The sequence below is a fragment of the Candidatus Villigracilis saccharophilus genome, assembly GCF_016711665.1.
Window position 1 is genome coordinate 1 of the sequence record NZ_JADJSO010000071.1, and the last position, 25,321, is coordinate 25,321.

A 25,321-nucleotide genomic window follows, 5' to 3' on the forward strand; every position below is an offset into this window, starting at 1 on the left:
CAAAAAGAGTAACTTTTTCACGAGTGGCTTTGTGTTCTTCGCCCATGCGGTCAAAGAACGGCGGCTTGCTCCAGCCCCATTGGCGTTGATCTTCACCCATGCGGCGTGACGGTTTGCCAGGCTGGAAATAATTCACGCGCTCCCAGCCAAATTTTTCGCCGAATACCGCGCCATGTCCAGCAAACGATAGTGAACGGGCCGACTCGATGAGGTAGCGCGTTTTCATGCTCATCATGCGGGAGCGCAAACGATAATAGTATTTCACACTTTCTTCGTTCGGTCCATGCGCGTACAGGGTCGGAATAATAATTTCCAAAACGTGTGGCACGATAGGAATAGACATCCATCGGCGCTTCACCATCAATGATCCACTCGGCAATGAGCTTGCCCATACCACCTGCGCCGCCATAGCCATTCAATGACATGCCTGCCGCCATCCAGAATCCGCGCACACCAGCCATCGGTCCGAGCATGGGCTGACAGTCGGGTGTGTACGCGCCAGGGTGGCAAACGAGCGTGATGATTCCCGCTTGCTCCAAAAATGGCAATCGTTTGATCGCGCCTTCAAGCAGCATTTCAAATTGATCAAAATTTGATGGCAGTGTCGAATGCCATGTTCCCACGGCACGCCATCGATCCAGCGTGCGATTGGGGTCGGCTCATAACCGCCGATCACAAGTCCGCCCTGCTCCTGACGCATATATACCAAATTATCAGGGTCGCGCAGACAGGGTGTATCATGTGTGAACTCGTGTCCGGGTACAGCCTTCAACGCAATGTGCTGATGATCTACAGGAGTCGTTGGGATGTTAATGCCCACCATCGCGGCGATGCGCGGCGCCCACAGTCCAGCCGCGTTAATGACGATCTCGCATCGGATCTCGCCTTTATCTGTTACTACTCGCTCAATATTTCCCTGCGCTGAAAGCTTAATTCCCGTCACGCGGGTATTGGTATAGATTTCCACGCCGAGTTCTTTTGCAAAACGCGCCATGGATGTTGTAGTGGTATACGGATCAAGTTGACCGTCACGCGGAAGATAAATACCGCCGTACAGATCTTTCTGTGAAATCTGCGGCATGACCTTAAGAGCTTCAGCAGGAGAAATGACTTCGCATTCCAAACCCAATGCTTTTGCGCGGCTGACGCTTCTTTCCAACTCTTTGAGTTGTTCCTTGCTCGACGCGACACGCAAACTTCCGACATGATCAAACAAACCCAACTCGCTATACAACTCCGTGCTATACATACGGAATTTCAACATGGCCTGCGACGTGGCAAACTGGGTCACAAGTCCCGCCGCGTGAGATGACTCGCCGCTGGCAATTTCACCCTTCTCCAAGATCACAACATCCTTGGGTCCATACTTTGCAAGATGATATGCAATATTGGCTCCATAAATGCCGCCGCCTATGATCACGATCTGTGCTTGATCTTTCATGAGGTTCACCTGTTTTATGAGGGATTTGTTTTATGTAATTATATTCGGATTGTTTGCAATCAGTGTTTCAATGGATTTTTCTTTTAAGTCTTCAACGGCCGACAGGCCAAACCCTTCGTCGGTAACGAGTTTGTCTATTTCATCAATATTCGCCACAGGGAAGTTGGATACAGCGCCCCACTTGCTATGATCAGCCACAATGATGACTTGACCTTTGGTACGATCGATCATACGACGCACCACTTCCGCCTCGGCATTGGTTGGAACGGTGCAGCCGTGTTTTAATGAGATTCCGTCCACACCAAGAATCACCTTGTTGGCAAAGACCAGATTCAAATTGTCCAGCGCGAAGCGGCCTGACAGGGAGTTGGATCTTGATTGGAACTCGCCCCCGGTCAAATAATAGAGAAAGCCCGGGGTCGCCGATTTCCAATGCCAGCATTCACATTATTCGTAAAACTGTAATGCGCGAATCGCGCCTGATATGTTGAAGTACCTGCGTCGCTGTCGTACCGCTGTTAATAAAAACAATATCACCCTCTTCGATCAGAGAGGCGGCGAGTTCACCAATGCGTTTTCTTTCTTCAGGATAATGCTGTGCGCGCTGTTGATACGCCTGCTCAAAAATCACGCGCTGACTTAAGATCGCCCCGCCATGAGTACGCTCCAAAACTCCCTTTTGCTCCAGCCACTCAAGGTCGCGCCGAACCGTGGCTTCAGATGTTTCCAACAAATTACACAAATCACCCGTGCGGACAATTTGATGAATCGCCAGATATTCCTGAATTCTTTCACGCCGTTGAGCTGGTATGAGGGGTTTACCCATTTGGCGGATTATATAAGAATTTGAAGGAATTTGCAAGTTTTTGAATTTTTCATTATAATTTGACTGTTCCTTTCAACAAAGCGGACCCTAAAGGTTTTTGATAAAAACGAACCTGCCCATTTCAGGCAAACCTTTAGGGTCTTTTCTATTGGAGTTTCCATGACCAAACTTGTAAAAGATCTAATGCACCCCGGTGTGATGACCTGCAAGCCAACAGCTACTTTAGGACAAGTTGCCGTTCTGCTTAACCAAAACAAAGTACACGCCTTGTTCGTCACAGACCGCGATGGACGCATTATGGGGGTTATTTCAGATTTTGATCTGATGGCGGGCGAATGGCTTTCATCAGATTCTGAAAGTTTGACGACCATGCGAAAATTAACTGCCGCGGATCTGATGACGCAGCCAGTTGACTCTGTTGAAGCAAACATTCCCCTCGCTGAAGCAGTAAACCATTTCATCGAAAAAAGGGTCAGTCGTTTTCTTGTGACAGATAACGGAAAACCTGTCGGTATCATCTCACTCTCCGATTTTGTCGCCAGTATCGCAAATGAAATCAAAACAAAACGCGACACCGTCGGAGATGTCATGTCGGATGCGATCCTCGTCTGCCGCGGAAAGACTCCTGTTGCATCCGCCGCGCGCGCAATGACATCTTCAGGCTGGCGCTCGGTTTTAGTAGTGGACGCAAAAGGAAAGATCCTCGGCGTTGTCAGCGGGCATGATCTGCTGCGATTTGTAAAGGAAGACAACACGGGGGAAAAATTAATCGTACGTGATGTAATGCACCCAGCATTAACAATTGACATCAACGCCAGCTTGCGAGAAGCTGCGGATCTCATGATCCAGAACCATTACCATAGACTCGTTGTGATCGACAAAAACGACCCAGACGCATTCCCCCTTGGTGCAATATCCACATTTGATATCGTGGCAGAAATGGCACGACCTGATTCGGTTTGGCAGAAATAAGAAAAAATAAACACAAAGGACACCAAGTACACAAAGTAAGAACAAGGAATTAATTCAAAAAAGGGGTTGGTTTTCCTTAGTGAGCATCGTGCCCTTTGTGTTAAAGATTTTAAAAGGAGGCAACATCAATGTCAGAATTTCCAACGCAAGCGCAAGTCGTAATCATAGGTGGCGGTGTAGGTGGAGCAAGCATTGCGTATCATCTCACGCTTATGGGATGGAAAGATGTCGTTATTCTTGAACGACATGAGCTAACAGCAGGTTCAACCTGGCACTCGGCAGGATTGGTCGGTCAGATGCGCTCGGACGCAAACCTGACACGCATGATGCACTACAGCACTGACCTGTATCGCAAACTCAAAGCAGAAACTGGCGTGGATACTTCATGGCGTGAGGTCGGCGGTCTGCGCCTTGCCTGTTCCGCGGAACGCATGGAAGAAACCAAACGTCTCGTGGGCATGGCGAATTCATTCGGCGTCCCAATGGAATTGGTCTCAGCCAAGCAAGCACATGACATGTTCCCGCTCATGTCGATGGATGGCGTGCTCGGTGCAGCATATACACCCAATGATGGCAGCATTGACCCGACAGGGCTAACAAATGCACTCGCTGCAGGCGCAAAGAATCGCGGGGCAAAAATTTTCACAGATACAGATGTTCAAGGCATCAATCTAAAAGACGGCCGCGTCAGCGAAGTTGTCACCAGCAGAGGCACGATCAAGACTGAGATCGTAGTCAACGCCTCAGGTATGTGGGGACGCGAAGTCGGAAAAATGGTCGGATTAAATCTGCCCGTTGTCCCGATGGCGCACCTTTACATCATGACCAAGCCCATCGAAGGCGTTACGCACAGTTTCCCCAATTTACGCGACCCTGACCTATTGGTCTACTGGCGCGAAGAAGTCGGTGGATTGGTCACAGGCGGTTACGAACGTCAACCCGCTACATTTGGCATGAACGGCATTCCCAAAGATTTCAAATTTCAATTACTGCCTCCAGACTGGGAACGCTTTACCCCTCTGATGGAAAATTCAATTCGACGCGTTCCTGCGATTGAAAATGCAGAAGTCATCAAACTCTTGAATGGTCCCGAAGGCTTCACACCCGATGGCGAATTCCTGCTCGGCCCCACCACTGTCAAAGGTTTCTGGGTGGCGTGCGCCTTCTGCGCTCATGGACTCGCTGGCGCAGGCGGCATCGGCAAGGTCATGGCGGAATGGATCATCGACGGCAGTCCCGAATGGGATATGTGGCGTCTGGATGTCCGCCGCTTTGGCCCGAACTACAACAGCATCAACTATACAGTAGCACGCACCTTTGAAACCTACACGCAATACTATGACATTCACTTCCCCGGCGAAGAACGTTTGTCAAAGCGTAACGTGCGCATCTCCCCCACTTATTACCGCTTGCGCGACATTGGCTGTTACTTTGGCGAAAAAATGGGCTGGGAACGTCCGAACTGGTTTAAGAAATACGAAGAAGTTGCCACTCATGGTCACGAACCGCGAGGCTGGGCGCGCCAAAATTGGTCGCGCGCCATCGGTCACGAACATTTGATGACCCGCGAGAACGCTGGTCTCTTCGATGAAACATCATTCAACAAATTTGAAGTGCGCGGCGCCGGTGCGCTGAACTTCCTCAACACCGTCTGCGCGAATGAAATTGACCAGCCCATCGGCTCGATCGTTTACACCCAGGCGCTCAACAAACGCGGCGGCATTGAATGTGACTTCACGGTTACCCGCCTTGCGGAAGACCGCTTCTTCATCGTCACAGGCACAGCCTTTGGCCAGCATGATATGTCGTGGCTCTCGCTCAACATGCCCGAAGACGGCACCGTCGCAATTGAAGATGTCGGCTCGGCGTATGCCTGTATTGGCATGTGGGGACCGAAGGCGCGCAAGATCCTGGAAAAAGTTACATCAGATGATGTCTCGAATGCGGGATTCCCATACATGACGAATCGCCGCATCACAATCGGAGACATTCCCGTGCTCGCTTCGCGCGTAACTTATGTTGGCGAGCTGGGCTGGGAGTTCTACTGCCCGACGGAGTACGGTCTGCGACTCTGGGACACACTCTGGGAAGCAGGCGCTCCCGAAGGCATGGTCGCTGGCGGATACAAGGCTATTGACACTTTACGTCTTGAGAAGGGTTATCGTTATTGGAGCGGAGAGATCTCACCGGACTACACTCCATATGAAGCAGGTCTTGGATTTGCAGTGAAATTGGATAAGGCCAACTTCACCGGCAAGGATGCGCTGGTCAAGCAAAAGGCTGAAGGTATCAAGCGCAAACTTTGCACACTCACTCTTGCCGATGACCGTACGATCGTGCTTGGCAAGGAACCGATCCGCTCCGGCGATAAGATCGTCGGCTGGGTGGCTTCGGGTGGTTTTGGATATTCGGTCAACAAATCCATTGCCTACGCTTATCTCCCAATGGAATATGCGAAGGTTGGAACAGCGTTACAGGTTGAATGTTTCGGGGAACAGGTCGGCGCGGAGGTGGCGCAGGCTGTGTTGTGGGACCCCAAGGCTGAGAGAATTCGTCAGTAAGCAGAATCAATTCACAGTCAGGAAAGAAGCGTTTAAATAATCGCCAAAGGAGGCTGCCAATTCAAATAATTTAAACGAAAGCCTACTCGCAAGCAAAAATCCTAATCCTAATTGGAGATAATGCCATGTCAGTACTCGCAATCGATAAAGCCATTGATAAAGTTCCGTTCCTTGCCGAATCAAAGAATATCAAGAAAACTCCTTTGAGCGGCGGCATCACAAATTTAAATTTCAAAGTCGAAGCAGATGGAAGGGCATATGTGATTCGACTCGCAGGCGAAGGTACGGATCAACTCGGTATCAAGCGTGATGTGGAGTATGCGGCAAATTACGCGGCGGGACAAATGGGGATCGCGCCAAGTCGGTATTTCATTGAGCCTGAAAATTATATTGTGACAAAATTTATAACAGGAAAAACGATCCCGCCTGACGTGATCAAGACCCCTGATTATCTTGCGCGCGTGGCAAAAAAGATCCGCCTCTTCCATAGGCGCGGACCCAAACTAAAAGGCGAGTTCAATGTGTTTCGTCGTGTGGAGATGTTGACAAAGGTTTCCAAGAGTAATAACGCGAAATTCCCGCATGATTGGGATTGGATCATGCAGAAGACAAAGGAAGTGGAAAAGGCGCTGGCGAAGGATCCGTACACCCCGACTCCTACTCATAATGACCTGTTGAATCTAAACTGGCTTGAAGAGGATGTACCCGGCGATATTGGCGAGATCAGACTGCTGGATTGGGAATATGCCGGCATGGGCGATATTTTCTTTGACCTTGGCAACTTCGCCCATCACCACCGCCTGAATGAAGAGCAGGTGGATAACTTCCTATATGAATACTTTGGTGAAGTGACCGATAAGCAGTACGCGCGTTTGCGCCTGATGTGGCCCATGTCTGAGCTGCACGAATCCATGTGGGGCACAACACAAACAGGCATTTCCAAACTGGAGGAAGATTTCCAGGGCTACGCGGATCTGTGGTTCGCACGCTTCCGCACTCACGTGACAGATTATCGCTGGGAACAGTGGTTAAAAGATGTTGGCAAGAAATCAAAGTAGAAAATTCAAATTCTGTAATGTAAGGAGAAAACTATGTCTATCGTAAATGCAAAAGAAATCATGATCCCTGCGGCGAAAGAAGGTTGGGCCGTGGGCGCGTTCAACGTGACTGACCTGCTGCAGTTCGAAGCGGTGATCGACGCGGCGATCGAAAAGAGAACCCCCGTCATCGTTCAAACCTCGGTCAAGCCCCTCACAATTTTTAGGGACACAGATGATGGTGAATATCTTCCGCACACTGGCCGAGTCTGCCCCAGTACCAGTATGCTTGCACCTCGATCACTCCACCAGCATTGACTACTGCAAGAAGTGCGCAGATGCTGGCTACACCAACATCATGATCGACGCCTCCAAGCAGTCTTATGAAGAGAACATCCGCCAGACCAAGGAAGTGGTGGACTACTGTCATGCCATCGGCGGAATTTCCGTTGAAGGCGAATTGGGAACCGTAGGTGGTGTGGAAGACCAGATCAAAGTTGCTGAAGATGAAGCGCAGCTTGCGAATCCTGAACAATCGGTTGAATTCGTTGAACGCACCGGCGTGGACATCTTCGCCCCGGCCATCGGCACCGCTCATGGCGTGTACAAGACCAAGAATCCGAAGATCGATTTCGAGCGCATGGCCGTCATCCACAAGATGTTGAACGGCAATGGCATCAAGACCCCGCTCGTCGTCCACGGCGGAACAGGCCTGCCCGATGATTACGTCACCAAATTGCTCGCGGCAGGCGGCGCGAAGTTCAATGTCTCGACCGAATTGAAGCACACCCTGCTGGATGCGAAATGGGAATATCTGTCCGCGCACCGCGATGAGTATGATCCTGGCAAATTGGATGTATTTGTCCGCGACGCGACCCGCAAAGCTGTGATGCACTGGATGGACAAGTTGGGCTGCGAAGGCAAGGCGTAAGAGCGAGTTACAGGTTGCAAGTTGAAGGTTGAAGGTCTCGCAACTTGAAATAAAAAAAATAAATTGAATTAGGAGATTAAGGTAATGAAGAAAATTGAAGAATATTACGCCCCGTGGGTCAAGGGTATCCCGATGTACATTTCGGATCATATTGAAAAAGCATGGAGAGATCCTTCATTGCATCGCATGATGTCCAATGAAAATCCGCTGCCCCCTTCTGACAAAGTTTTGGATGCGATGTATAAGTATGCCAAAATGGCGAATCGCTACCCCGATCAGGGGTTGGTCGTCCGCAGCAAGATCGCCGAGATGAACAATGTCGATGGTCCTGGAAACGTGATGATTGGCAATGGTTCGAGCGAAGTCTATGACAATATCTTCCGCATGTTCCTTGAGCCTGGTGATGAGGTCATTCAACACACACCCTGCTTCGGCATTTATGGTCTGCGCGGAACTTTGCTCGGCGGCAAAATGGTCTCCGTCCCAATGATCTACAAAGATCACAAGATGGAATACGACCCCGAAGCCATCATCAAGGCAGTGACCGACAAAACCAAGATCATCGTGGTTGCGAATCCGAACAACCCAACAGGCAACTACATGGCGGCGGAGCACTTTATCACTATTGCCGAATTAGGGATTCCATTCGTCATTGACGAAGCCTACATGGAATATGCAGGATTAGGCATGTCTCAGGTACAGTTGACCAAGAAGTACAAGAATGTGTTGATCACACGCACACTCTCCAAAGCTTATGGGCTGGCTGGAATGCGCTTCGGATACACCATCGCAGACAAGGAAGTCATCGACCAGATCGCCGGTTCGCTCCTCCCCTGGAATGTGGGTACGATCCCAATGTGGGCAGCGCTCGCAGCTTTTGAAGATGAAGAAGGCCTGGCAGAACGTGTCAAATTCAACAATAATGCAGTAGATTTCATCACGGAATCGTTGAGCGTGATCCCCGGTTTCTATGTCATGAATTCCAAAGCCAATTACATCCTCTTTGATTGCGGCGAGACTGGCAAGACCGGCAAGGAAGTTCTCGCATACGCTGAAACCAAAGGCATCATCCTGCGTGGTGAAAGCAAGAAGTACGGCAGTGATGGCTGGTTCCGTGTGACAGTCGGCTCTGCAGAAGAAAACCAGTTGTTCGTGGATACCATCCTCGAATTCTTTGGAATGAAAAAATAAATTAATCCAAATAAACCCTAAAGGTCTTTAAGACCTTTAGGGTTTACTAAATGGAGGAAATTATGTCAAAAATCAAAGCAGTGTTCTTTGACCAGGATGGCGTGATCATTGATACAGAACGCGATGGTCATCGTGTTTCATTCAATATGACCTTCAAGGAATTTGGCTTCACCGATGAATGGGATGTTGAGTATTATCACGAACTGCTGCAAGTTGGCGGCGGCAAGGAACGCATGAAGCATCATTGGAAGACGAAGGGGTTTTCCAAGCCTATGACCGAGGAAGAAATTGACAGCCTCGTCAAGGAAATGCACAAGCGCAAGACCGCTCTGTTTGTGGAATTGATCTCAACCGGCAAACTCCCGCTTCGCCCGGGCTTGCACAGATTTATGAAGGAAGTGATGAATGCAGGCCTCAAGCTTGCCATCTGCACCACATCCAATGAGCAGGCGGCGAAGGCTGTTACTGAAGGTCCGCTTTCAGACATCAAGTTTGATATTGTACTTGCGGGTGATGTGGTCGAAAAGAAGAAACCAGATCCTGCCATTTACAATCTTGCGCTTTCCAAACTTGGATTAAGTCCCGATGAAGTGATCGTGGTCGAAGATTCCAAGAATGGTCTCGCCGCCGCAAAAGCAGCAGGCGCGAATGTGATCGTCACCACAAATCACTACACCGAAAAGGAGGATGTCAGCGCGGGCGATGTGATCGTCTCCTGCCTAGGTGATGCCGATGGCGAAAAAGCCGAACTCCGCAAAGGCGACATCAAGAATTTCGATGGTGTTGTGCATGTGAAGCAGCTGATGGAGTTGTTCGGGTAGAATTTCGAGATCGCATATAGAATAAAAAGGGCGTGATTTTTACCTCACGCCCTTTTTATTTCTGCTAAAATCAGCTAAAAGATTTCCTTTCAAACTCGCAGATTTGTACTTAAGGCAATAATTTCTTTTCCTCATGAGCTATTGCTAGAAGAAAAGAAAATTTTCATCCGATAGGAATAAGATCATGCTGCAAGCAGGGATAAAAAAAACATTAGTAATATTATTATTGCTTTTTAGCTTATTCAATATAAAGCAACTTTGGTCTGCTTCTTTGGACATTGGAGATAGAGGCACAGAAACTCTTGATCGATGGGAGGCAGACATGATTCTGTTAAAAGAATCTCTACCAGTAAATCGCGGCGTAGTCGGCTATATATCAGAAGAAGATGTTGCAGGGCTTGAATATGGATACTGGGATAACGAAACCGAGTTCCTTTTAACACAGTACGCACTGGCTCCATTAATCTTTAAAAAAGGACTTAGTGCTGAATGGAATGTGGTGGTTCTGAAGAATGAAGATCTTTTAAAATGGTTGACGGCAAATCCAGGAACATATGAGATCGTAAAGATAAAAAGCAAATTTCACATCTTGCATAATTTAGGAAATCAATGACTATTCTTAGTTTCCTTGTTTTTCTTCCCTGCATTTTTTCCGGTACTTTGGTAGTTCATCTACTATGGCCGGAGAAAACCATAAAGGCATTTCTGCTTAAAGTATCTCTTGGTATTGGCCTCGGACTCGGCATGAGTTCAATTTTATATTTTCTAGTATTACAGGCTCCTGCGGGACATGTTGACATGCTAACAGTGCAGATCATTTTATTGGTTTTGCTGCTTTCAATTACGTTTTTGAAAGAACGGAATCAAACATGGAATGGAATACGCCTGCCTTCACTTTCATATCTACAATGGGTCATGCTCGGGATTTTTTTTCTTGCTTCCGTTATCGCAATGTTGGTTTTTATTAAGACCATTATTTCCCGTCCGCAAGGAGTGCTGGACGCATGGAGTATTTGGAATCGCGCTGCGCGGTTTATCTATCGAGACCCTGAAAACTGGCGCGCCACTTTATCCCCCGACCTGGCATTGTTCAGGCATGCAGATTATCCACTCCTGGTTCCGCTCAATGTAGCCTGGGGATGGGAGGCGCTGGGAAACGAGACCTTGCGTGTACCAATGCTGCAATCTGCGTTATTTACTTTTTCAATCGTCATGGTCATGTTCAGCATACTGGCTTTCACTCGAACAATCGGCCAGGCAAGTTTGGCCTCGGTGGTACTAATCGCATATTCAGGCATTATCGTAGAAGGAACCTATTTGATTGCTGATGTTCCAGTTACTTATTTCATCCTCACATCCAGCATACTAATGTATCTGTTTGTAGTGCGTAACGAATCAGCTCTCCTCATGCTTTCAGGATTTATGGCAGGGCTTGCAGGATGGACAAAAAACGAAGGGTTATTATTTATAGCAGTCAGCCCTATTGCTCTGATCGTTACATCCCCAAATAATATCAAACGTTCATTAGTGGCTTATCTGACGGGTTTGGCGATCCCGTTACTGGTTATTTTATACTTCAAGTCACTTACCCCTCCAAATGACCTATTAAACAATAATGGTCTCAGCCTGATTGAAAAGATCACAGATATTTCCAGATATTCGACCATTATAAAATCGTTCGCTTCAAGTTTTCTAAACCGCAGTTTTATCCTTGTATTGTTATATACAGTGATAATGCATAATAAACTTACGGCTGTCCACAGGCGAGGAAGCTACGCGATCATTACATTATTGGGACTGCAACTGCTCGGATATGCAGCTATTTACCTCATTACTCCTAATGATCTGGAGTGGCATCTGCGCACATCCCAATCCAGATTATTCCTACAAATTCTACCCCTGGCGCTATTCCTTTGTTTTAGCATCAGTTTAGATCCAGAAACTGTTTTTCATAGCAATTCAAAAAAAATAAACATGAGTCAATCCTGAAGACGAGAAACCAATGGCCGATGAACTATTAGATATTGTAAATAACGAAGATATCGTTTCTGGACAGGAAATGCGTTCAACCGTCCATCAGCTTGGATTACAGCATCGCGGAGTGCACGTATTTCTATTTACACGGGATGGAAAAATGCTCATCCAAAAAAGAAGCGCGGACCGTGCCGCCTCCCCCTCGGCTCTGGATTGTGCTGTCTCGGAGCATGTCAAGGCTGGAGAAAGTTATTTGGATGCGGCGATGCGCGGTATGAAGGAAGAGATGGGCGTGACAAGCATTGAGATCAATCCGCTTGTTACTTTTAGAATGATTTACGGATTGAATGACTATGAGATCAGCCGATTGTATGAAGGAATCGTTGATCCTGAAAAGGTGAAATTTGACCCCGTTGAAATAGAAGAAATTGGATATTTCAGCATTGACGAATTGCAAACAATGATGAGCGATGAAAAGATAAAGTTCTGCGGCTGGTTTGTGCAGATACTGAATTGGTATCTGAGAAAACCGTCAGAGATGAAAATATTGACAGAACATGACGCCGGGCGAGAAAATCGACCGGGAAGATAATTTCCTTTTCAGAATGACCAACCAACAGTTAATGGCGACTCGAAAACGGGTCGCCATTTTACATACAACCTTCCCGCCCTATGGCCGTATATCTTCTTGGTTACAAAGTAATTCAAAGGAGAATCCATGAAAACCATCCATAAATTTCTATCTATTTTTGCCCTGCTTGCTTTATTCACATTGACATTTGCCACGCCCGCACTGGCCTTCGATGGCCGGGGTGGCGATAAGGTTACCATTGAAGCAGATGAGGTCATTAAAGATGACCTGTATGTCACAGCGAACGAATTCGTGCTTGAGGGAACGGTCGAAGGCGACTTGATCGTATTCGGACAGACCATTACCATAAACGGAACCGTTGAAGGCGATCTGATCGCAGCGGGCCAGGTTGTGATCATCAACGGTACAGTCGCGGACGATGCTCGTATCGCTGGAGCCGCTCTTCAACTTGGGGAAAACGCGGTTGTCGGCAGTGACCTTTTGGTGGGCGGTGCAAGCCTTGAAACACAAAAAGGCAGCCTTGTAGAAGGCGAGATCGTTTTTGGGAGCGGACAGGCATTGCTTGACGGCGACGTAACGGGTGACGTTCTTGGCGGCACAGCCGCTCTTGAACTTAACGGCTTCTTCGGCGGCAACGTCGAAGCCTACGTGGATGCGACTGAAGGTACAAAATCATCCCCGCCGATGAGCACGTATATGACCAATATCCCGATCTCGATCCCCAACGTTCAGCCCGGTTTGACAATTGCCGATAGCGCAAAGATTGACGGGAATTTGAAGTACACAAGCACTTACGATCTGCCCATTCCAGGCAATGTGGTCGGCGGCAAAGTCACACGGACCGCGCCTCAGGTCAATACTCAAGCTCAATATGTCCCGCCCACGCCTGCGGAAAAGGTTGGAAACTGGGCACTTGACATGGTTCGCGCCATGATCACGCTGGTCTTATTCGGTCTCTTGCTCGGCTGGCTGTTCCCCACCTTTACGAAAACCTTGTCTGACAAGATCAATTCTCAACCCTGGGGAAGCCTTGGCTGGGGATTGATCGCATGGTCGGCGTTCTTTGTCGCATTGCTTGTGATCGTGCTTGTGATGATATCCGGCGGAATAGTCTTTGGACTACTGACCCTCGGCGGATTAAGCGGTACTGTCATCTGGCTGGGCATCCTCGCACTCTTTGGCTTGACAATCCTGTTCGTGCTCGCTACTTCCTACCTGACAAAGATCGTAGTCGGCGATATGGTGGGCAAGTGGATCCTGAGCCGCATCAACCCCGCACTTGCGGAACACAAAGTATGGCCAATGGTGACAGGCGTGGTCATTCTCATCTTAATCATCGAGTTATTCAGCTTCCCGCTTCTGCCGATCGGTTTCTTTGGCTGGCTGATCAACTTCTCAGTCATCTTGTGCGGCCTTGGCGCAATATGGATCTGGGGACGAGAAACAATGCAGGCACGCAAGACTGCGTAATTCAAATTCAACAAAAAAGGACAGGTTTGCGCCTGTCCTTTTTTGTAATTAAGAGTTACGGGCAATCCTTGTAATAAGTGATCAACCGTTCGATTTTCTGTGTACGATCAACAGGCGCCCCGCCTTTGTTGAGGCCGATAAATTGAATATCAAGCCAAGCCTTGTCTAGTCGAAGATCTTCATCCACATCATCTCCGCCAAAGACAATTGAGAAGTTTCCATTCTTATCACTCTGCATCTTAATATTGCTCTGCCATTCAGATGGATAGAGGCCGGCGGGATTATCAACAACACGGTATGCCAATAGGGCATCTGTAATTTCAGGCAGGCTGGCAGTAATATTAAAGGTGATCTCCCTTGGAGTACATCGCAGGGTCAGAGTATCTTCAGACATGGTCATATTTGTGAATACCCCTTTGCCAAGGATATTGTCAATCTGAATCGGCGCGCCACTTGCAACAGGTGCACTTACAGGCGCGCTGGTGGCAGTCACGACGATTACCTCTGCAGTCGGCGGCGCCAAAGTCGGCGCAAGCGTGGGCGGAACCTCTGTCGGTGGAACAACTGTTGGAGCGGCTACTTCAGCTTCGGAAGTAGCTGGTACGATCACCGTCATAATGATCGGTGTTGGCTGTGCTTGTTGAGTAGGCGATGCGCCGCAGGCGGCCAGTACAAATGCTAACAAAATTAAAAGAATTTTTTTCATTTCATCACTCCTTGATATAAAATTCTAAACCAACCCTGACCAATAAAAATTAGCCATAAGGACTAATTCACACCCCTCCTCTTTTCAATTTTGCAAAGTCTGAGATATTACCCATTCGCAGCCAAGGCGCAATTAGACAATTCTTATCAGGTATAATACGCGCCATGTTAACTCCAGAACAGATAGAAACCAAACTTGACCGTATTCTCTTAAAGGTGCAAAAACCCGGCCGCTATGTGGGCGGCGAACTCAACAGCACAGTCAAAAATTGGGATAAAGCGCAAACCAAGGTCGCCTTTGTCTTCCCCGATATTTATGATATTGGCGTCTCAAATGTTGGCTTGAAGATCCTTTATGATCAGATCAATCAGCGTGAGGACGCGCTGGCAGAACGCGCATACGCCCCTTGGGTCGATATGGAAGCGCTTATGCGTGAACACGAGATTCCACTTTACTCGCTCGAATCAAAACAACCACTGGCCTGCTTTGACATAATTGGCTTTACGCTACCCTACGAAACTCTCTACACGAATGCCCTTAACATTCTCGACCTCGCAGGCATTCCTGTCCGGTCAGCGGATCGCAATGAAAACCACCCAATCATCATTGCGGGCGGGCACTCCGCTACCAACCCTGAGCCGATGCATGCCTTCATCGATGCCTTCGCGATCGGTGAGGGCGAGGAAGTCATTCACGATATCGTAAATGTTGTTCAAAAGTATAAAAAATCAAATATTCAATTCAAACGTGAAGAACTACTGCTTGCCCTTTCTCAAATTCCAGGCGTATATGTTCCAAAATTTTACAACACCGAATACTTTGAGGACGGGACAGTAGCGCATACCCTACCGACCACTCCTGGAGTGCCCAAAGTGGTGAACAAACGCATCGTGGCGAAATTACTTCCGCCTCCATTGAAATTCATTGTTCCGAACATTGAAGTGATCCACAATCGTGTTTCGGTGGAGATCATGCGGGGCTGTACCCGCGGATGTAGATTCTGCCAGGCGGGGATGATCACACGTCCCGTTAGGGAAAGAAGCGTGCAGGAAATAGTGGATGCAGCAGATGAGGCAGTCCGCTCTACCGGGTTTGAAGAACTCGCTCTGATGTCACTTTCATCCTCAGACTATACATATATCAATGAACTAGTGGATGCGATCAGCAAACGGTTCGAAGGGCGCAAGTTGTCAGTCAACCTGCCATCTCTACGCATTGAATCAGTTTCAGTGGATTTGATGAACAAATTGAAGCAGCATCGTTCTGCCGGATTCACCCTTGCACCTGAAGCCGCCAGCGAACGAATGCGCCGCATCATCAACAAATTCATTCCTGACGAAGATATCATCAACACCACCCGCGACATTTACAGCCGCGGGTGGACAACCATCAAGTTGTACTTCATGATCGGGCATCCAAGCGAAACACTGGAAGATGTGCAAGCTATCGTGGACCTGTGCCGTCGAGTGATTGACGAAGGACGAAAAGTTGCTGGCTGGCGAATTAAATTACACGCGGGTGTAAGCACGTTTGTGCCAAAACCGCAGACACCATTTCAATGGGTGGCGTGTGATACGAGAGAAAATATCCTTGAAAAACAGGCTTTGCTAAAACGCCAGCTTTTGAAAGATAAAAGTATAAAGTTGAGCTGGACCAAACCAGAAGATTCTTTATTGGAAGCCTGGCTCTCACGCGGTGACCGAAGAATGTCTGAAGTGATCTACACGGCCTGGAAGAACGGCGCGAAATTCGATGCATGGGATGAAGCTAAAAAACAGGAAGCATGGCTACCCGCTTTCGAAGAACACGGACTCGACCCCGCCTTTTATACCCACCGCCAGCGCCGCACAGATGAAGTCTTCCCGTGGGAACACATCACTGCGGCAGTACGCAAGAACTTTCTGTTCCAGGATTTCCGTCAATCGCTTGAGGGTCAAATCCGCGTGGATTGCCGATTGAATTGTTTTGCATGCGGAATCCTGCCAACCTTTGCAAACCTGCGCCGAGAAAACCCCGGTGAGGGTTGGAAGTGCCCGGATGTAAAATCGCCTTCGCAAAAAATTGAGATTGAATTGCCGGTTGTAGGCGACTAATCCAAATGAATAAAACCACCTTCATCCCCCGTTTGCAGCGCGAACGCGATAAATTTGAATTAATCCTAAATCAAGTCGGTTTCTCGCGCCAGATGACGATAAAAGGCGTTTCAGGCAATTTATCCATCAAAGACATATTAGCGGATATCCTAACCCGTGAACAATTCATCGCAGACCGCCTGAACGAGATATTGCACAGCGAGGATTATTCGCCTTGCACGTCCCACTCCGCGTTGGAGAATTTTCAAAAGAATTTTGGCTACCCTGATTACGAATCGCCCTTACTGGAAAAAGAGAGCCGAAACCACATCGTGACATATAAACACAAAAACATAGGCGTGGATGATATTGTCGAGCAGGAACTCGCAGCTTATGAGAATATCATTTCCACGTTGGAAAAATTAACCCAAAACCAGTGCCTTGACCATGATCTATTTCATCGCATTGCGGAACACACCTATAAACCCTATCGCCGAATCATCCACGACATTCGTCTCTGGTTGAAATCCATCGCAACGGAATCAAATTAAATATGCGCGCTCGCATCACATTCACAAAACAAGGCGCACTTCGCTATACCGGGCACCTTGATCTGCACCGCTTATGGGAACGCGCCATGCGCCGCGCGGACCTGCCTCTCAGCTACTCACAGGGATTTCACCCACAGCCAAAGATCAGTATTGCCGCCGCCCTGCCTCTTGGATTTTCGTCTCTCGGCGAAGTGCTTGATGTCCGCTTCAATGAGGAGCTTGCCACACAAGAGATAATCGCTCGATTGGCAGGCAGCCTGCCCAAGGATATTCAAATCACCCAAGTGGAAAGCGTGGATGAACGCGCGCCTGCGCTGCAAACGCAGGTACTCTCGGCGGAATATCAAGTCCATTTGACAGAGCCGGTTACAGGATCCCTTCTGAAGCGCGCCATTGAGGAGATCAAGTCCTCAACCACACTTCCTCGTGAACGTCGTGGAAAATTCTATGACCTGCGTCCGCTCATCGAACTGCTGGATATGGAAACAGATGCAAACGGGAAACACTGCATATTCATGACCCTCGCCGCGCGTGAAGGCGCTACAGGCCGCCCCGAAGAAGTTTTGAATACACTCGGCATTGAACCAGAATATACCCGTGTTGAAAGAACCCGCTTGATTTTCCAAGAATAGCTTGTACAATAATCAAGTCTGAAATATTTATTTCAATTGGAGGAAAAATAAAATGGCGCTGATCGTTTCTTTATTCTTTGGTTTTGTTCCCATGTTTTTCTTCGCGGCTTTTGTCTATTGGCTGGATCGCTACGAAAAAGAACCCAAGATCCTGCTCTGGGCAACATTCTTCTGGGGTGTCGTGATTGCTGCAGGCGGAGCATTCATCATTAACACCGCTTTTGGCTTGGGGATCTATGTTTTTACCGGGTCAGAGAATGCCGCAGAAATTGGCACAACCTCTATTGTCGCTCCGATCGTCGAAGAAGCTCTCAAAGGACTGGCTGTCTTGATCGTGTTCTTCATGTTCCGCAAGGAATTTGACTCGGTCTTGGATGGCATAATTTACGGCGGTATTGCCGCACTTGGCTTTGCCGCGACAGAGAACACACTTTATATTTTCCGTAATGGCTACCAGGAGGGCGGGTGGGGCGGTTTGTTCCTGCTGGCTTTTATTCGAGTAATCATCGTTGGATGGCAGCATCCGTTCTATACAGCTTTTACAGGGATTGGGCTGGCTGTATCACGCACCAATCGAAACCTAATCATCAAGTTGATTGCACCGCTGATCGGCTTTGGAATGGCCGTTACGACACACGCCTTTCACAATACATTTGGCGGACTCATAGGCGGCCTGGGCGGACTCGCGGCCGGCACCTTTGTTGACTGGATCGGCTGGACCTTCATGTTTGGATTTATCATCTGGATGATCAGCAACGAGCGCAATATCGTCAAACGCCATCTCCACTCTGAGATGATCGCCGGCTTGATCTCACAATCGCAATATCAAAAAGCCCTTTCCCCGTGGACTGTAACCACAGCAGGCTTTAGCGGGAAAACCTCTGCCCGCTTTTATCAGGTTTGCGGTGAATTGTCACATAAAAAGGAACAGATCGAAAAACACGGTGATGAAAGCGGCAACATGGCGATCCTTGATTTATTACGGAAGGAACTGGCGTTGCTCGCGCCACAAGTGAAATAAGCTGCATATTTTTCAAACAGAAGGCTGGTGACTGGGCATCAGCCTTCTTTCATTTCCGACGACATGGTAAAATTCCATCCGTTGCCCCTGTAGCTCAGCGGATAGAGTATTGGCCTCCGAAGCCGACGACCGCAGTTCGAATCTGCGCGGGGGCACTTTTCTAATTCACTGATTTATAAAAAAAAATAAAAAAGCGGAACACTTTGAAAATACACACTTTATTAATCGTTACAGTTTTGTTTGTTCTACCTGCCTGCGCTCCTTTAGCGGTCAATACGGCATTCCCTGAAACACCAACCGTCATTCCGATCAATACGCCATCTTTCACGCCTGAAAATATCGCATATGCTGATAAAGCCGCGGAAAAAATTTCCGTGTGGCTGGGTACATATACAGAATTTAACAGTTACCACCAACTAGCGATGGGACAAAAAGCTATTTTTAAAAGCGCTGTTTGGAAGGACACGGTGACAGTATCACTTGATAAATTATCCGTAGTGACAGATGAGTTGCTCCAACTTCAGCCCGTCCCTCCGGCCATGCAAACCATCAATGCGAACCTGATTCACTCCATGGAAGAAACAAAATTAATGATCGAAAAATATAGAACGTTTCTGAAAGAGAATGACCAAACCATGCTTGAAGAGATCAACTCTCATTCAGAAAAAGCGCTGATCTACATGAAACTGGCAACTGACGAAATACAGCCTTACTTGAAATGATCCACCCAATTATGGGAAATGAAACGCAGGGTTTAGAAACTCCGCGGAGTTAGAAAAACTGTCAAGTGACAGTTTTTTGTTTAAACTCAATTTCATTTTTTAGATACAATTGACTTGTGCCGTACAAAACTATCTCTACCCTCATCGCTGTGATGATCATATATACTAGCTGTGGCGTAAATATGTCCAACAATGGATTCGCCACAGCGACGCCTGATTTTGTCACTGCAACTCTACCTCCAACCCCAATCCCCCCATCAACGCAAACTGCCACTGCAACTCTTGAAACGCTTACCTCAGTAGAAACCCCGATCACCTCTTCAGTAGAAGGGATAACCGCCACACAATTAAATGTTCGCGCTGAACCATCCACAGCAAGTGAAGCGCTGGGCACTATCGATCAATTTACAGCAGTACAGGTCATCGGCAAGGATGCGAGCGGAAGCTGGTTATTGATCAATTATCCGGTATCAGCAACAGGGAAAGGCTGGGTACGCGCAGAGTTTGTGCAGGTCAATATTACAACGGAAATCGCGATCATTAGCGGCATGGCTGGCTCAGGAACGGGGGTGAGCGGGCTTGTTACTGAAAAGCTAAATGTGCGCAGCGGTCCGGGTACGGATTTCGAGTCGCTGGGGATATTGAATCCCAAGGATGTTGTTTTCGTCACAGGCAAAGATCCCAGCGGAGAGTGGATACAAATTGAATTTTCGAAGGCTGTCGATGGCAAAGGCTGGGCGGCTATAAAATTTTTACAGGTGGAAAATTTGGCCTCCGTTCCTGTCATTGGAACAGCGGAAGAAACAATTGAAGCATCTCCTACAGCTGAAATCGCGGTTCAGTTAGCCATGCAGGATGGGGACTCAATGCAGGCTCCGCTGACTGAGACCGTATTCTCGCCAACAGGCACCCAGATTTTACAGGTCAGCGGCGATCTCTCTGCGCCGCAAGGCGATGCAGAAGATTGGATTAAATTCACCCCGTTTGGCACAAACATATCTGTGCAGGCACTTTGCACAAGCGAAAATTTTCATGTCGAATTACAGAGAAACGGCCAGATTGCCGAGGATATTGTGCTTACTTGCGGTGAAAAGCTATTTATAAAAACGACGCCAGGTCAGCCTCATTATTTACGCCTTCAGGCAATCAGCAATATTGTCCCACAATACATACAGTACACGTTAAAAATATCTATGCTTGAATAGGATGTCCTCCAAACCGTGTATTAAGTGAAATTCACCACAGTAAAAGTAAGGGTCCAGTACTTCAAAAACAGCCTTCAAACATATTTGATCAGAGTGATATGTGAGGAATAACACCGAGCAGAAAGCTGAATATCTGGATATTCAGCGCTTTTTTGTGGGACATCTGTGATTAAATCAATCTTCCACAAAAAGAGGATTCTTTCTGGGAACAAAAGCTGGATTCGATTGTGAAATACTTGTGTAGAATTGTACAAAACCTTTTTTTATGGTAGAGTTATGAAAATAATTTCAAAAGGCGAGGGCACAGAATGAACGCAGAGAAAATTCCCGATATTATCATTGGCCGTTTACCTGTTTACTTACGTGCCATACAACGCATGGCAGATAACGGCATCAAGACCACTTCTTCACAGGAATTGGGGGAACACGTCGGCATTTCTGCCGCGCAGATCCGCAAGGATATTTCCCAGTTTGGCGAGTTTGGGAAGCAGGGAACGGGCTACTCGATCGCCTACCTTCTTGATAAATTGAAAGAAATTCTCAAAGTGGACCGCAAATGGGATGTGGCGCTGGTCGGCGCTGGCGATATGGGGCATGCGCTTGCTCGCTATCAAGGCTTTACCAATCGCGGATTTCAAATTGTCATGATCTTCGACAATAGCAAAGATAAGGTGGGGCAAAAAATCGACAATTTCACGATCGAAGACTCAGAAAAAATGGTTGAGCGTATCAAATCGGCAGGCATCAAGATGGCTATGCTGACTGTCCCGGCGCCCGCCGCACAAAGTGTAGCAGATAAACTAGTACAGGCTGGCGTTAGGGCGATCCTAAACTACGCTCCCATCAGCCTCAATGTCCCGAACAATGTCAAGGTGCAATATATTGACCCAGCCACCCACTTGCAAAGGATGACGTATTATTTGTAAATGTAAATGAAATTTGAAAAGGAAACAGTGACTCGTTTTATTTAGCGAGTCACTGTTTTTTTATTTCTGTTTCTAATCGCTCAATCGTTTTACACACAAAACTCATAGAGAAAACAAGAAAACAGCGTTTGCGAATAACGCATCCGTGGAACGGCAAGCTATGGTAACATCACGCGCATGAGTAAAATTTGGAATGCCGCTGAATACGATATTTCCCGCCGCCGGCTCATCCCATGCTATGACCTGCTCTACTCCACAGCCGTAGAATTGGCAGCGCGCTCAATAAAAGTTTCATCGCCAGCCATTCTTGATCTCGGCGCAGGGACAGGATTACTAAGCGAGCTGGTTCTGCAAAAGATCGGCAGCGCTTCTCTGCATCTACTGGACGAATCACCTGAGATGCTTGCAAAAGCCCAACAACGCCTCGCACAATACAGCCCCAAAGTGCACATCCAACAATTGACGGGCTCTCTGCCCTCAGGAAAATTTCACGCAGTGATCTCTTCGCTGGCGGTCCATCACCTGACAAACGAAGACAAGCTTGATCTCTTCAAGCGCATCCATCAATCTCTGCTCCCCGGCGGCGTATTCATCAACGCGGAGCAGATTTTGGGAGAGAATGAATGGCAGCAGCAGTTGTATGAGGATATGCACCTGAATGGCGCGCGCGCATTGGGCAGTGACGAAGATGAGATCCGCGCGGCACAGGAACGCATGCAACATGATAAGTGCGCGACTCTTTCAGATCAAATTACATGGCTAAAAGAGATCGGCTTCGAAAATGCTGCATCCTTCTTCCATTCATTTCGTTTTGCTGTTTATGCAGGGTGGAAATCGGCAGGTTAAATCAAATTCATCTTTTTTCACAAGGCTGCCTTCTTGAAAAATCATTCATTGTTCGCCACGTTAAAAAACCTGACTGGAAATCCGCGCGGATGTGTCTACCCCGAACCGCTATGGGGAATTCCATTCAATCTGTATGCCCCATATGTTTCCATTTATATGGTCGCGCTCGGACTGACCGACAAAGAGATCGGACTGATCGTCAGCATTAGCTGGGGCTTCCAAGTACTACTCGCTTTACTAAGCGGTGTTGTGACCGACAAACTTGGCAGGAGACGCACGACCATGCTATTTGACATCGTAGCCTGGACCATCCCGTCGATCATTTCAGCAATTGCCCAAAATTTCTGGTATTTTCTCGCGGCTGGAATCATCAACAGTGTCTGGCGTATTACCCTTAATTCGTGGTCATGCCTGCTGGTGGAGGACGCTGAAGAAAGTCAGTTGGTTGACATCTACACATGGATCTATATTGCCAATCAGATCGTTGGATTTGTCGCGCCTTTGGCTGGGATATTGATCGGCATTTTCTCACTCGTGCCCACCGTGCGCGGATTGTATATTTTCGCGGCCATTATGTTCACAGTAAAAGCCATCGTCACCTATCAAATGACACAGGAAACCAAACAAGGCGTGATACGCCTGCATGAAACACGCCACCAAAGCCTATTCAGTTTACTGGGTGAATATGGGGACGTATTTCAAGGTTTAATTCGATCGCCACAAACGCTTTACACAGCAGGCATCATGCTCGTGGTCAGCATCTCGACAATGATCAACGGTAGTTTTTGGGGCATCATCGTCACAGAGAAATTACACATCCCCGCCCAACATCTTGCAATTTTTCCGTTCGTGAAAACGGCGATCATGTTCGCTTTCTTCTTTATGGTCAACCCTTTATTGAACAAGTTACATTTCAAACTCCCCATGACGATCGGTTTTATGGGCTTCATCATAAGCCAGATCTTATTGATCTCGGCGCCGGACAAGGGCTATGTTATTCTCCTGCTCAGCGTGTTCCTGGAGGCATGCAGCTTCGCGGCGGTCAATCCGCTCGTAGACAGAATGATCGTTCAAACGATCGAACCGAAGGAACGCGCCCGTATCCAATCCCTTCTATACGTTGGCATTATTCTGCTTACCTCGCCGTTCGGCTGGATCGCTGGATCGCTCTCAACGATAAATAAAGACCTGCCTTTTGTCATCAATATTATTTTGTTTATAGTTGGCGCAATCCTGGCGTACTTGACCGGCAAAGCTTCGCAGGAAAAACTAAGGATTGAATTAACCTCAGCACTATGATATCGAACAAAAAAAACGGGCGACTCATTGATGAGTCGCCCGTTTTGACATTTGATCAAATTAAACTTTCGGCAAATTCCTGCGGATCACGTTCAACATACCAAACCCTTTAGCAGTGCCTTGCACAACACAGGTCAAGGGATTGTCCACAAGATAAGCGGGAATACCCAAAGACTTTGTCAGCAATTTATCAACACCGCGCAGCAAAGCGCCGCCACCGCACAGTGCGACACCTCGGTCAATGATGTCTGAGACCAATTCAGGCGGAGTCTTTTCCAGAACCTTGCGGCCTGTCTCTACGATCTGCTTCAATGGCTCCTGCAAGGCTTCAACGATCTCGCCAGTGGTTAATGTTACTGGGCGCGGTAAACCAGTGACCTGATCCTGCCCCTGCACTTCCATGCTATTTTCAGTATCCTGCGGAACCGCAGCCCCAATACGAATCTTCAATTGTTCGGCAGTTGCCTGACCGATGATGACACCATATTTACGGCGCACATAGGTGACAATTGCTTCATCCAATTCCATACCGCCGGCACGCAGGGTATCGGCGGCAACAATTCCATACATCGCCATGACCGCAGCTTCGGTGCATCCGCCGCCAAGGCTGATGATCATATTGCCTGACGGTGAATTGATCGGCAGGTCAATACCAATGGCAGCAGCCAATGGTTGTTGAATAAGAAAGGCTTCACGACTCCCCGCTTCCATCACAGCTTCATACACCGCGCGACGCTCCACGCTGGTCACTCCGTAAGGAACAGTGATCATCACGCGCGGACGGAAGATGCGCATCGAACCGCTCACACGCTGTAACAGATACTGCAGTAGGGTTTCTGTTATTTCATAATCCGCGATCACGCCATTTCGGAGCGGACGGGCAACTTCGATATTATCTGGAACCTTTCCAAACATGTCACGCGCTTCGATACCTGCCGCAACCATCTTCTGGTCATCCACATCAATGGCAACAATCGTCGGCTCTTCCAACAGCACTTGAGAGCTGTCGGCGAGGCGGGTATACATGGTACCCAGGTCTACACCCAGGTCTTTTGAAAACATTGCCACTAGGGTTTATTGTTCCGAATAAGGTGAACGGGTATTCTTGCGATAACGACGAGCTGCATCGAGGCGCAAATTGGATTTTCGCAGCGCAGCTTCCATTGCAAGATAGGCATCTGCATCAGCGGGGACGCCCTTGGCGAGCGCTTCTTCAGCACGAGCACGGGCAGCATCTGCGCGAGCAACATCAATCTCTTCAACGTTTTCCGCGGAATCTGCCAGAACCGTGATGATATCAGGCTGTACTTCTGCAACTCCGCCGGCAACGGTAAAGATCTCTTCCTTACCGCCTTTGCGGACTTTGATAATGCCATATTTTAAGGTAGTCAATACAGGCGCATGTTTGGGAAGGATGCCCATCTCCCCGGCTGCGCCGGGCAGAACAACAATATCCACATCACCTGCAAATACAGTGCGGTCTTGAGAAACAATTTCACAACGAATGGTCATAGCAAGTTCTCCA

The 25,321-nt window shown here is 48.0% G+C and carries 25 protein-coding genes, 1 tRNA gene and 2 pseudogenes; 21 read left to right on the forward strand and 7 right to left on the reverse strand.

From position 1 onward, the window contains the following. Positions 1–92: 92 nt before the first annotated feature. The 4 genes and pseudogenes from IPL17_RS22175 to IPL17_RS22190 form a co-directional block, all read right to left on the reverse strand. Entirely contained in the window at positions 93–575 is a 483-nt protein-coding gene (locus tag IPL17_RS22175) for a hypothetical protein (RefSeq protein ID WP_345309270.1), read from the reverse strand. 56 nt (positions 576–631) lie between these two features. Then, positions 632–1,441 (reverse strand): annotated as a pseudogene (locus tag IPL17_RS22180) (FAD-dependent oxidoreductase); the annotation flags it as partial. A gap of 30 nt (positions 1,442–1,471) precedes the next feature. Then, a pseudogene (locus IPL17_RS22185) lies at positions 1,472–1,843 on the reverse strand (DeoR/GlpR transcriptional regulator); the annotation flags it as partial. 40 nt (positions 1,844–1,883) lie between these two features. Further along, complete coding sequence (locus IPL17_RS22190) at positions 1,884–2,267, reverse strand: DeoR/GlpR family DNA-binding transcription regulator (RefSeq protein ID WP_345309271.1); 384 nt, start codon at positions 2,265–2,267, stop codon at positions 1,884–1,886. 159 nt (positions 2,268–2,426) lie between these two features. Between IPL17_RS22190 and IPL17_RS22195 the strand changes: the two genes are divergently transcribed. The 11 genes from IPL17_RS22195 to IPL17_RS22245 all read left to right on the forward strand — a co-directional run bounded on the left by IPL17_RS22195 (position 2,427) and on the right by IPL17_RS22245 (position 13,816). Continuing rightward, on the forward strand, positions 2,427–3,239 hold the full coding sequence (locus tag IPL17_RS22195; protein ID WP_345309272.1) for a CBS domain-containing protein: 813 nt from the start codon (positions 2,427–2,429) through the stop codon (positions 3,237–3,239). Between the two features lie 128 nt (positions 3,240–3,367). Next, positions 3,368–5,800, forward strand: a complete 2,433-nt coding sequence (locus IPL17_RS22200) for an FAD-dependent oxidoreductase (protein WP_345309273.1) — start codon at positions 3,368–3,370, stop codon at positions 5,798–5,800. 125 nt (positions 5,801–5,925) lie between these two features. Then, positions 5,926–6,858 (forward strand): choline/ethanolamine kinase family protein, encoded by a 933-nt coding sequence (locus IPL17_RS22205; protein WP_345309274.1) that lies wholly within the window; start codon positions 5,926–5,928, stop codon positions 6,856–6,858. 33 nt (positions 6,859–6,891) lie between these two features. Continuing rightward, positions 6,892–7,155, forward strand: a complete 264-nt coding sequence (locus tag IPL17_RS22210) for a class II fructose-bisphosphate aldolase (RefSeq protein ID WP_345309275.1) — start codon at positions 6,892–6,894, stop codon at positions 7,153–7,155. After that, positions 7,076–7,768, forward strand: a complete 693-nt coding sequence (locus IPL17_RS22215; RefSeq protein ID WP_345309276.1) for a class II fructose-bisphosphate aldolase — start codon at positions 7,076–7,078, stop codon at positions 7,766–7,768. Before IPL17_RS22210 ends, IPL17_RS22215 begins: the two co-directional genes overlap by 80 nt. An 84-nt stretch (positions 7,769–7,852) precedes the next feature. Continuing rightward, positions 7,853–8,959: a histidinol-phosphate transaminase gene (locus IPL17_RS22220; protein ID WP_345309277.1), complete on the forward strand. Its 1,107-nt coding sequence runs from the start codon at positions 7,853–7,855 to the stop codon at positions 8,957–8,959. A 62-nt stretch (positions 8,960–9,021) separates the two neighbouring features. After that, positions 9,022–9,780, forward strand: coding sequence for an HAD-IA family hydrolase (locus IPL17_RS22225; protein WP_345309278.1), 759 nt, complete (start codon positions 9,022–9,024; stop codon positions 9,778–9,780). 184 nt (positions 9,781–9,964) lie between these two features. Next, entirely contained in the window at positions 9,965–10,393 is a 429-nt protein-coding gene (locus IPL17_RS22230; RefSeq protein WP_345309279.1) for a hypothetical protein, read from the forward strand. A 131-nt stretch (positions 10,394–10,524) separates the two neighbouring features. Beyond that, positions 10,525–11,769 (forward strand): hypothetical protein, encoded by a 1,245-nt coding sequence (locus IPL17_RS22235; RefSeq protein ID WP_345309280.1) that lies wholly within the window; start codon positions 10,525–10,527, stop codon positions 11,767–11,769. Positions 11,770–11,782: 13 nt separating this feature from the next. After that, a complete protein-coding gene (locus tag IPL17_RS22240) occupies positions 11,783–12,346 on the forward strand; it encodes an NUDIX domain-containing protein (protein ID WP_345309281.1) in 564 nt (187 codons plus the stop codon). A gap of 126 nt (positions 12,347–12,472) precedes the next feature. Beyond that, entirely contained in the window at positions 12,473–13,816 is a 1,344-nt protein-coding gene (locus IPL17_RS22245) for a polymer-forming cytoskeletal protein (RefSeq protein WP_345309282.1), read from the forward strand. 55 nt (positions 13,817–13,871) lie between these two features. On the opposite strand, the gene IPL17_RS22250 is transcribed toward IPL17_RS22245, so the two are convergent. Then, positions 13,872–14,522 carry a hypothetical protein gene (locus IPL17_RS22250; RefSeq protein WP_345309283.1) on the reverse strand — a complete coding sequence of 217 codons (651 nt, stop codon included), beginning with the start codon at positions 14,520–14,522 and terminating at the stop codon, positions 13,872–13,874. Positions 14,523–14,686: 164 nt separating this feature from the next. Between IPL17_RS22250 and IPL17_RS22255 the strand changes: the two genes are divergently transcribed. From IPL17_RS22255 to IPL17_RS22300, 10 genes are all read left to right on the forward strand, one after another. After that, a complete protein-coding gene (locus IPL17_RS22255; RefSeq protein WP_345309284.1) occupies positions 14,687–16,615 on the forward strand; it encodes a TIGR03960 family B12-binding radical SAM protein in 1,929 nt (642 codons plus the stop codon). 5 nt (positions 16,616–16,620) lie between these two features. Next, a complete protein-coding gene (locus IPL17_RS22260; RefSeq protein WP_345309285.1) occupies positions 16,621–17,145 on the forward strand; it encodes a hypothetical protein in 525 nt (174 codons plus the stop codon). A gap of 2 nt (positions 17,146–17,147) precedes the next feature. Next, positions 17,148–17,777 (forward strand): TIGR03936 family radical SAM-associated protein, encoded by a 630-nt coding sequence (locus IPL17_RS22265; protein WP_345309286.1) that lies wholly within the window; start codon positions 17,148–17,150, stop codon positions 17,775–17,777. Between the two features lie 52 nt (positions 17,778–17,829). Beyond that, positions 17,830–18,798: a PrsW family intramembrane metalloprotease gene (locus IPL17_RS22270; protein WP_345309287.1), complete on the forward strand. Its 969-nt coding sequence runs from the start codon at positions 17,830–17,832 to the stop codon at positions 18,796–18,798. Positions 18,799–18,881: 83 nt separating this feature from the next. Further along, a tRNA-Arg gene (locus IPL17_RS22275) sits at positions 18,882–18,953 on the forward strand. A gap of 48 nt (positions 18,954–19,001) precedes the next feature. Next, entirely contained in the window at positions 19,002–19,520 is a 519-nt protein-coding gene (locus tag IPL17_RS22280) for a hypothetical protein (RefSeq protein ID WP_345309288.1), read from the forward strand. A gap of 182 nt (positions 19,521–19,702) precedes the next feature. Continuing rightward, a complete protein-coding gene (locus tag IPL17_RS22285; protein ID WP_345309289.1) occupies positions 19,703–20,725 on the forward strand; it encodes an SH3 domain-containing protein in 1,023 nt (340 codons plus the stop codon). 308 nt (positions 20,726–21,033) lie between these two features. Continuing rightward, positions 21,034–21,651: a redox-sensing transcriptional repressor Rex gene (locus IPL17_RS22290; protein WP_345309290.1), complete on the forward strand. Its 618-nt coding sequence runs from the start codon at positions 21,034–21,036 to the stop codon at positions 21,649–21,651. Between the two features lie 177 nt (positions 21,652–21,828). Next, positions 21,829–22,497 (forward strand): methyltransferase domain-containing protein, encoded by a 669-nt coding sequence (locus tag IPL17_RS22295; protein WP_345309291.1) that lies wholly within the window; start codon positions 21,829–21,831, stop codon positions 22,495–22,497. 33 nt (positions 22,498–22,530) lie between these two features. Then, complete coding sequence (locus IPL17_RS22300; RefSeq protein ID WP_345309292.1) at positions 22,531–23,796, forward strand: MFS transporter; 1,266 nt, start codon at positions 22,531–22,533, stop codon at positions 23,794–23,796. A gap of 60 nt (positions 23,797–23,856) precedes the next feature. On the opposite strand, the gene IPL17_RS22305 is transcribed toward IPL17_RS22300, so the two are convergent. Continuing rightward, positions 23,857–24,858, reverse strand: a complete 1,002-nt coding sequence (locus tag IPL17_RS22305) for a rod shape-determining protein (protein ID WP_345309293.1) — start codon at positions 24,856–24,858, stop codon at positions 23,857–23,859. A 12-nt stretch (positions 24,859–24,870) separates the two neighbouring features. After that, positions 24,871–25,308: a F0F1 ATP synthase subunit epsilon gene (locus tag IPL17_RS22310; protein ID WP_345309294.1), complete on the reverse strand. Its 438-nt coding sequence runs from the start codon at positions 25,306–25,308 to the stop codon at positions 24,871–24,873. Between the last annotated feature and the right edge of the window lie 13 nt (positions 25,309–25,321).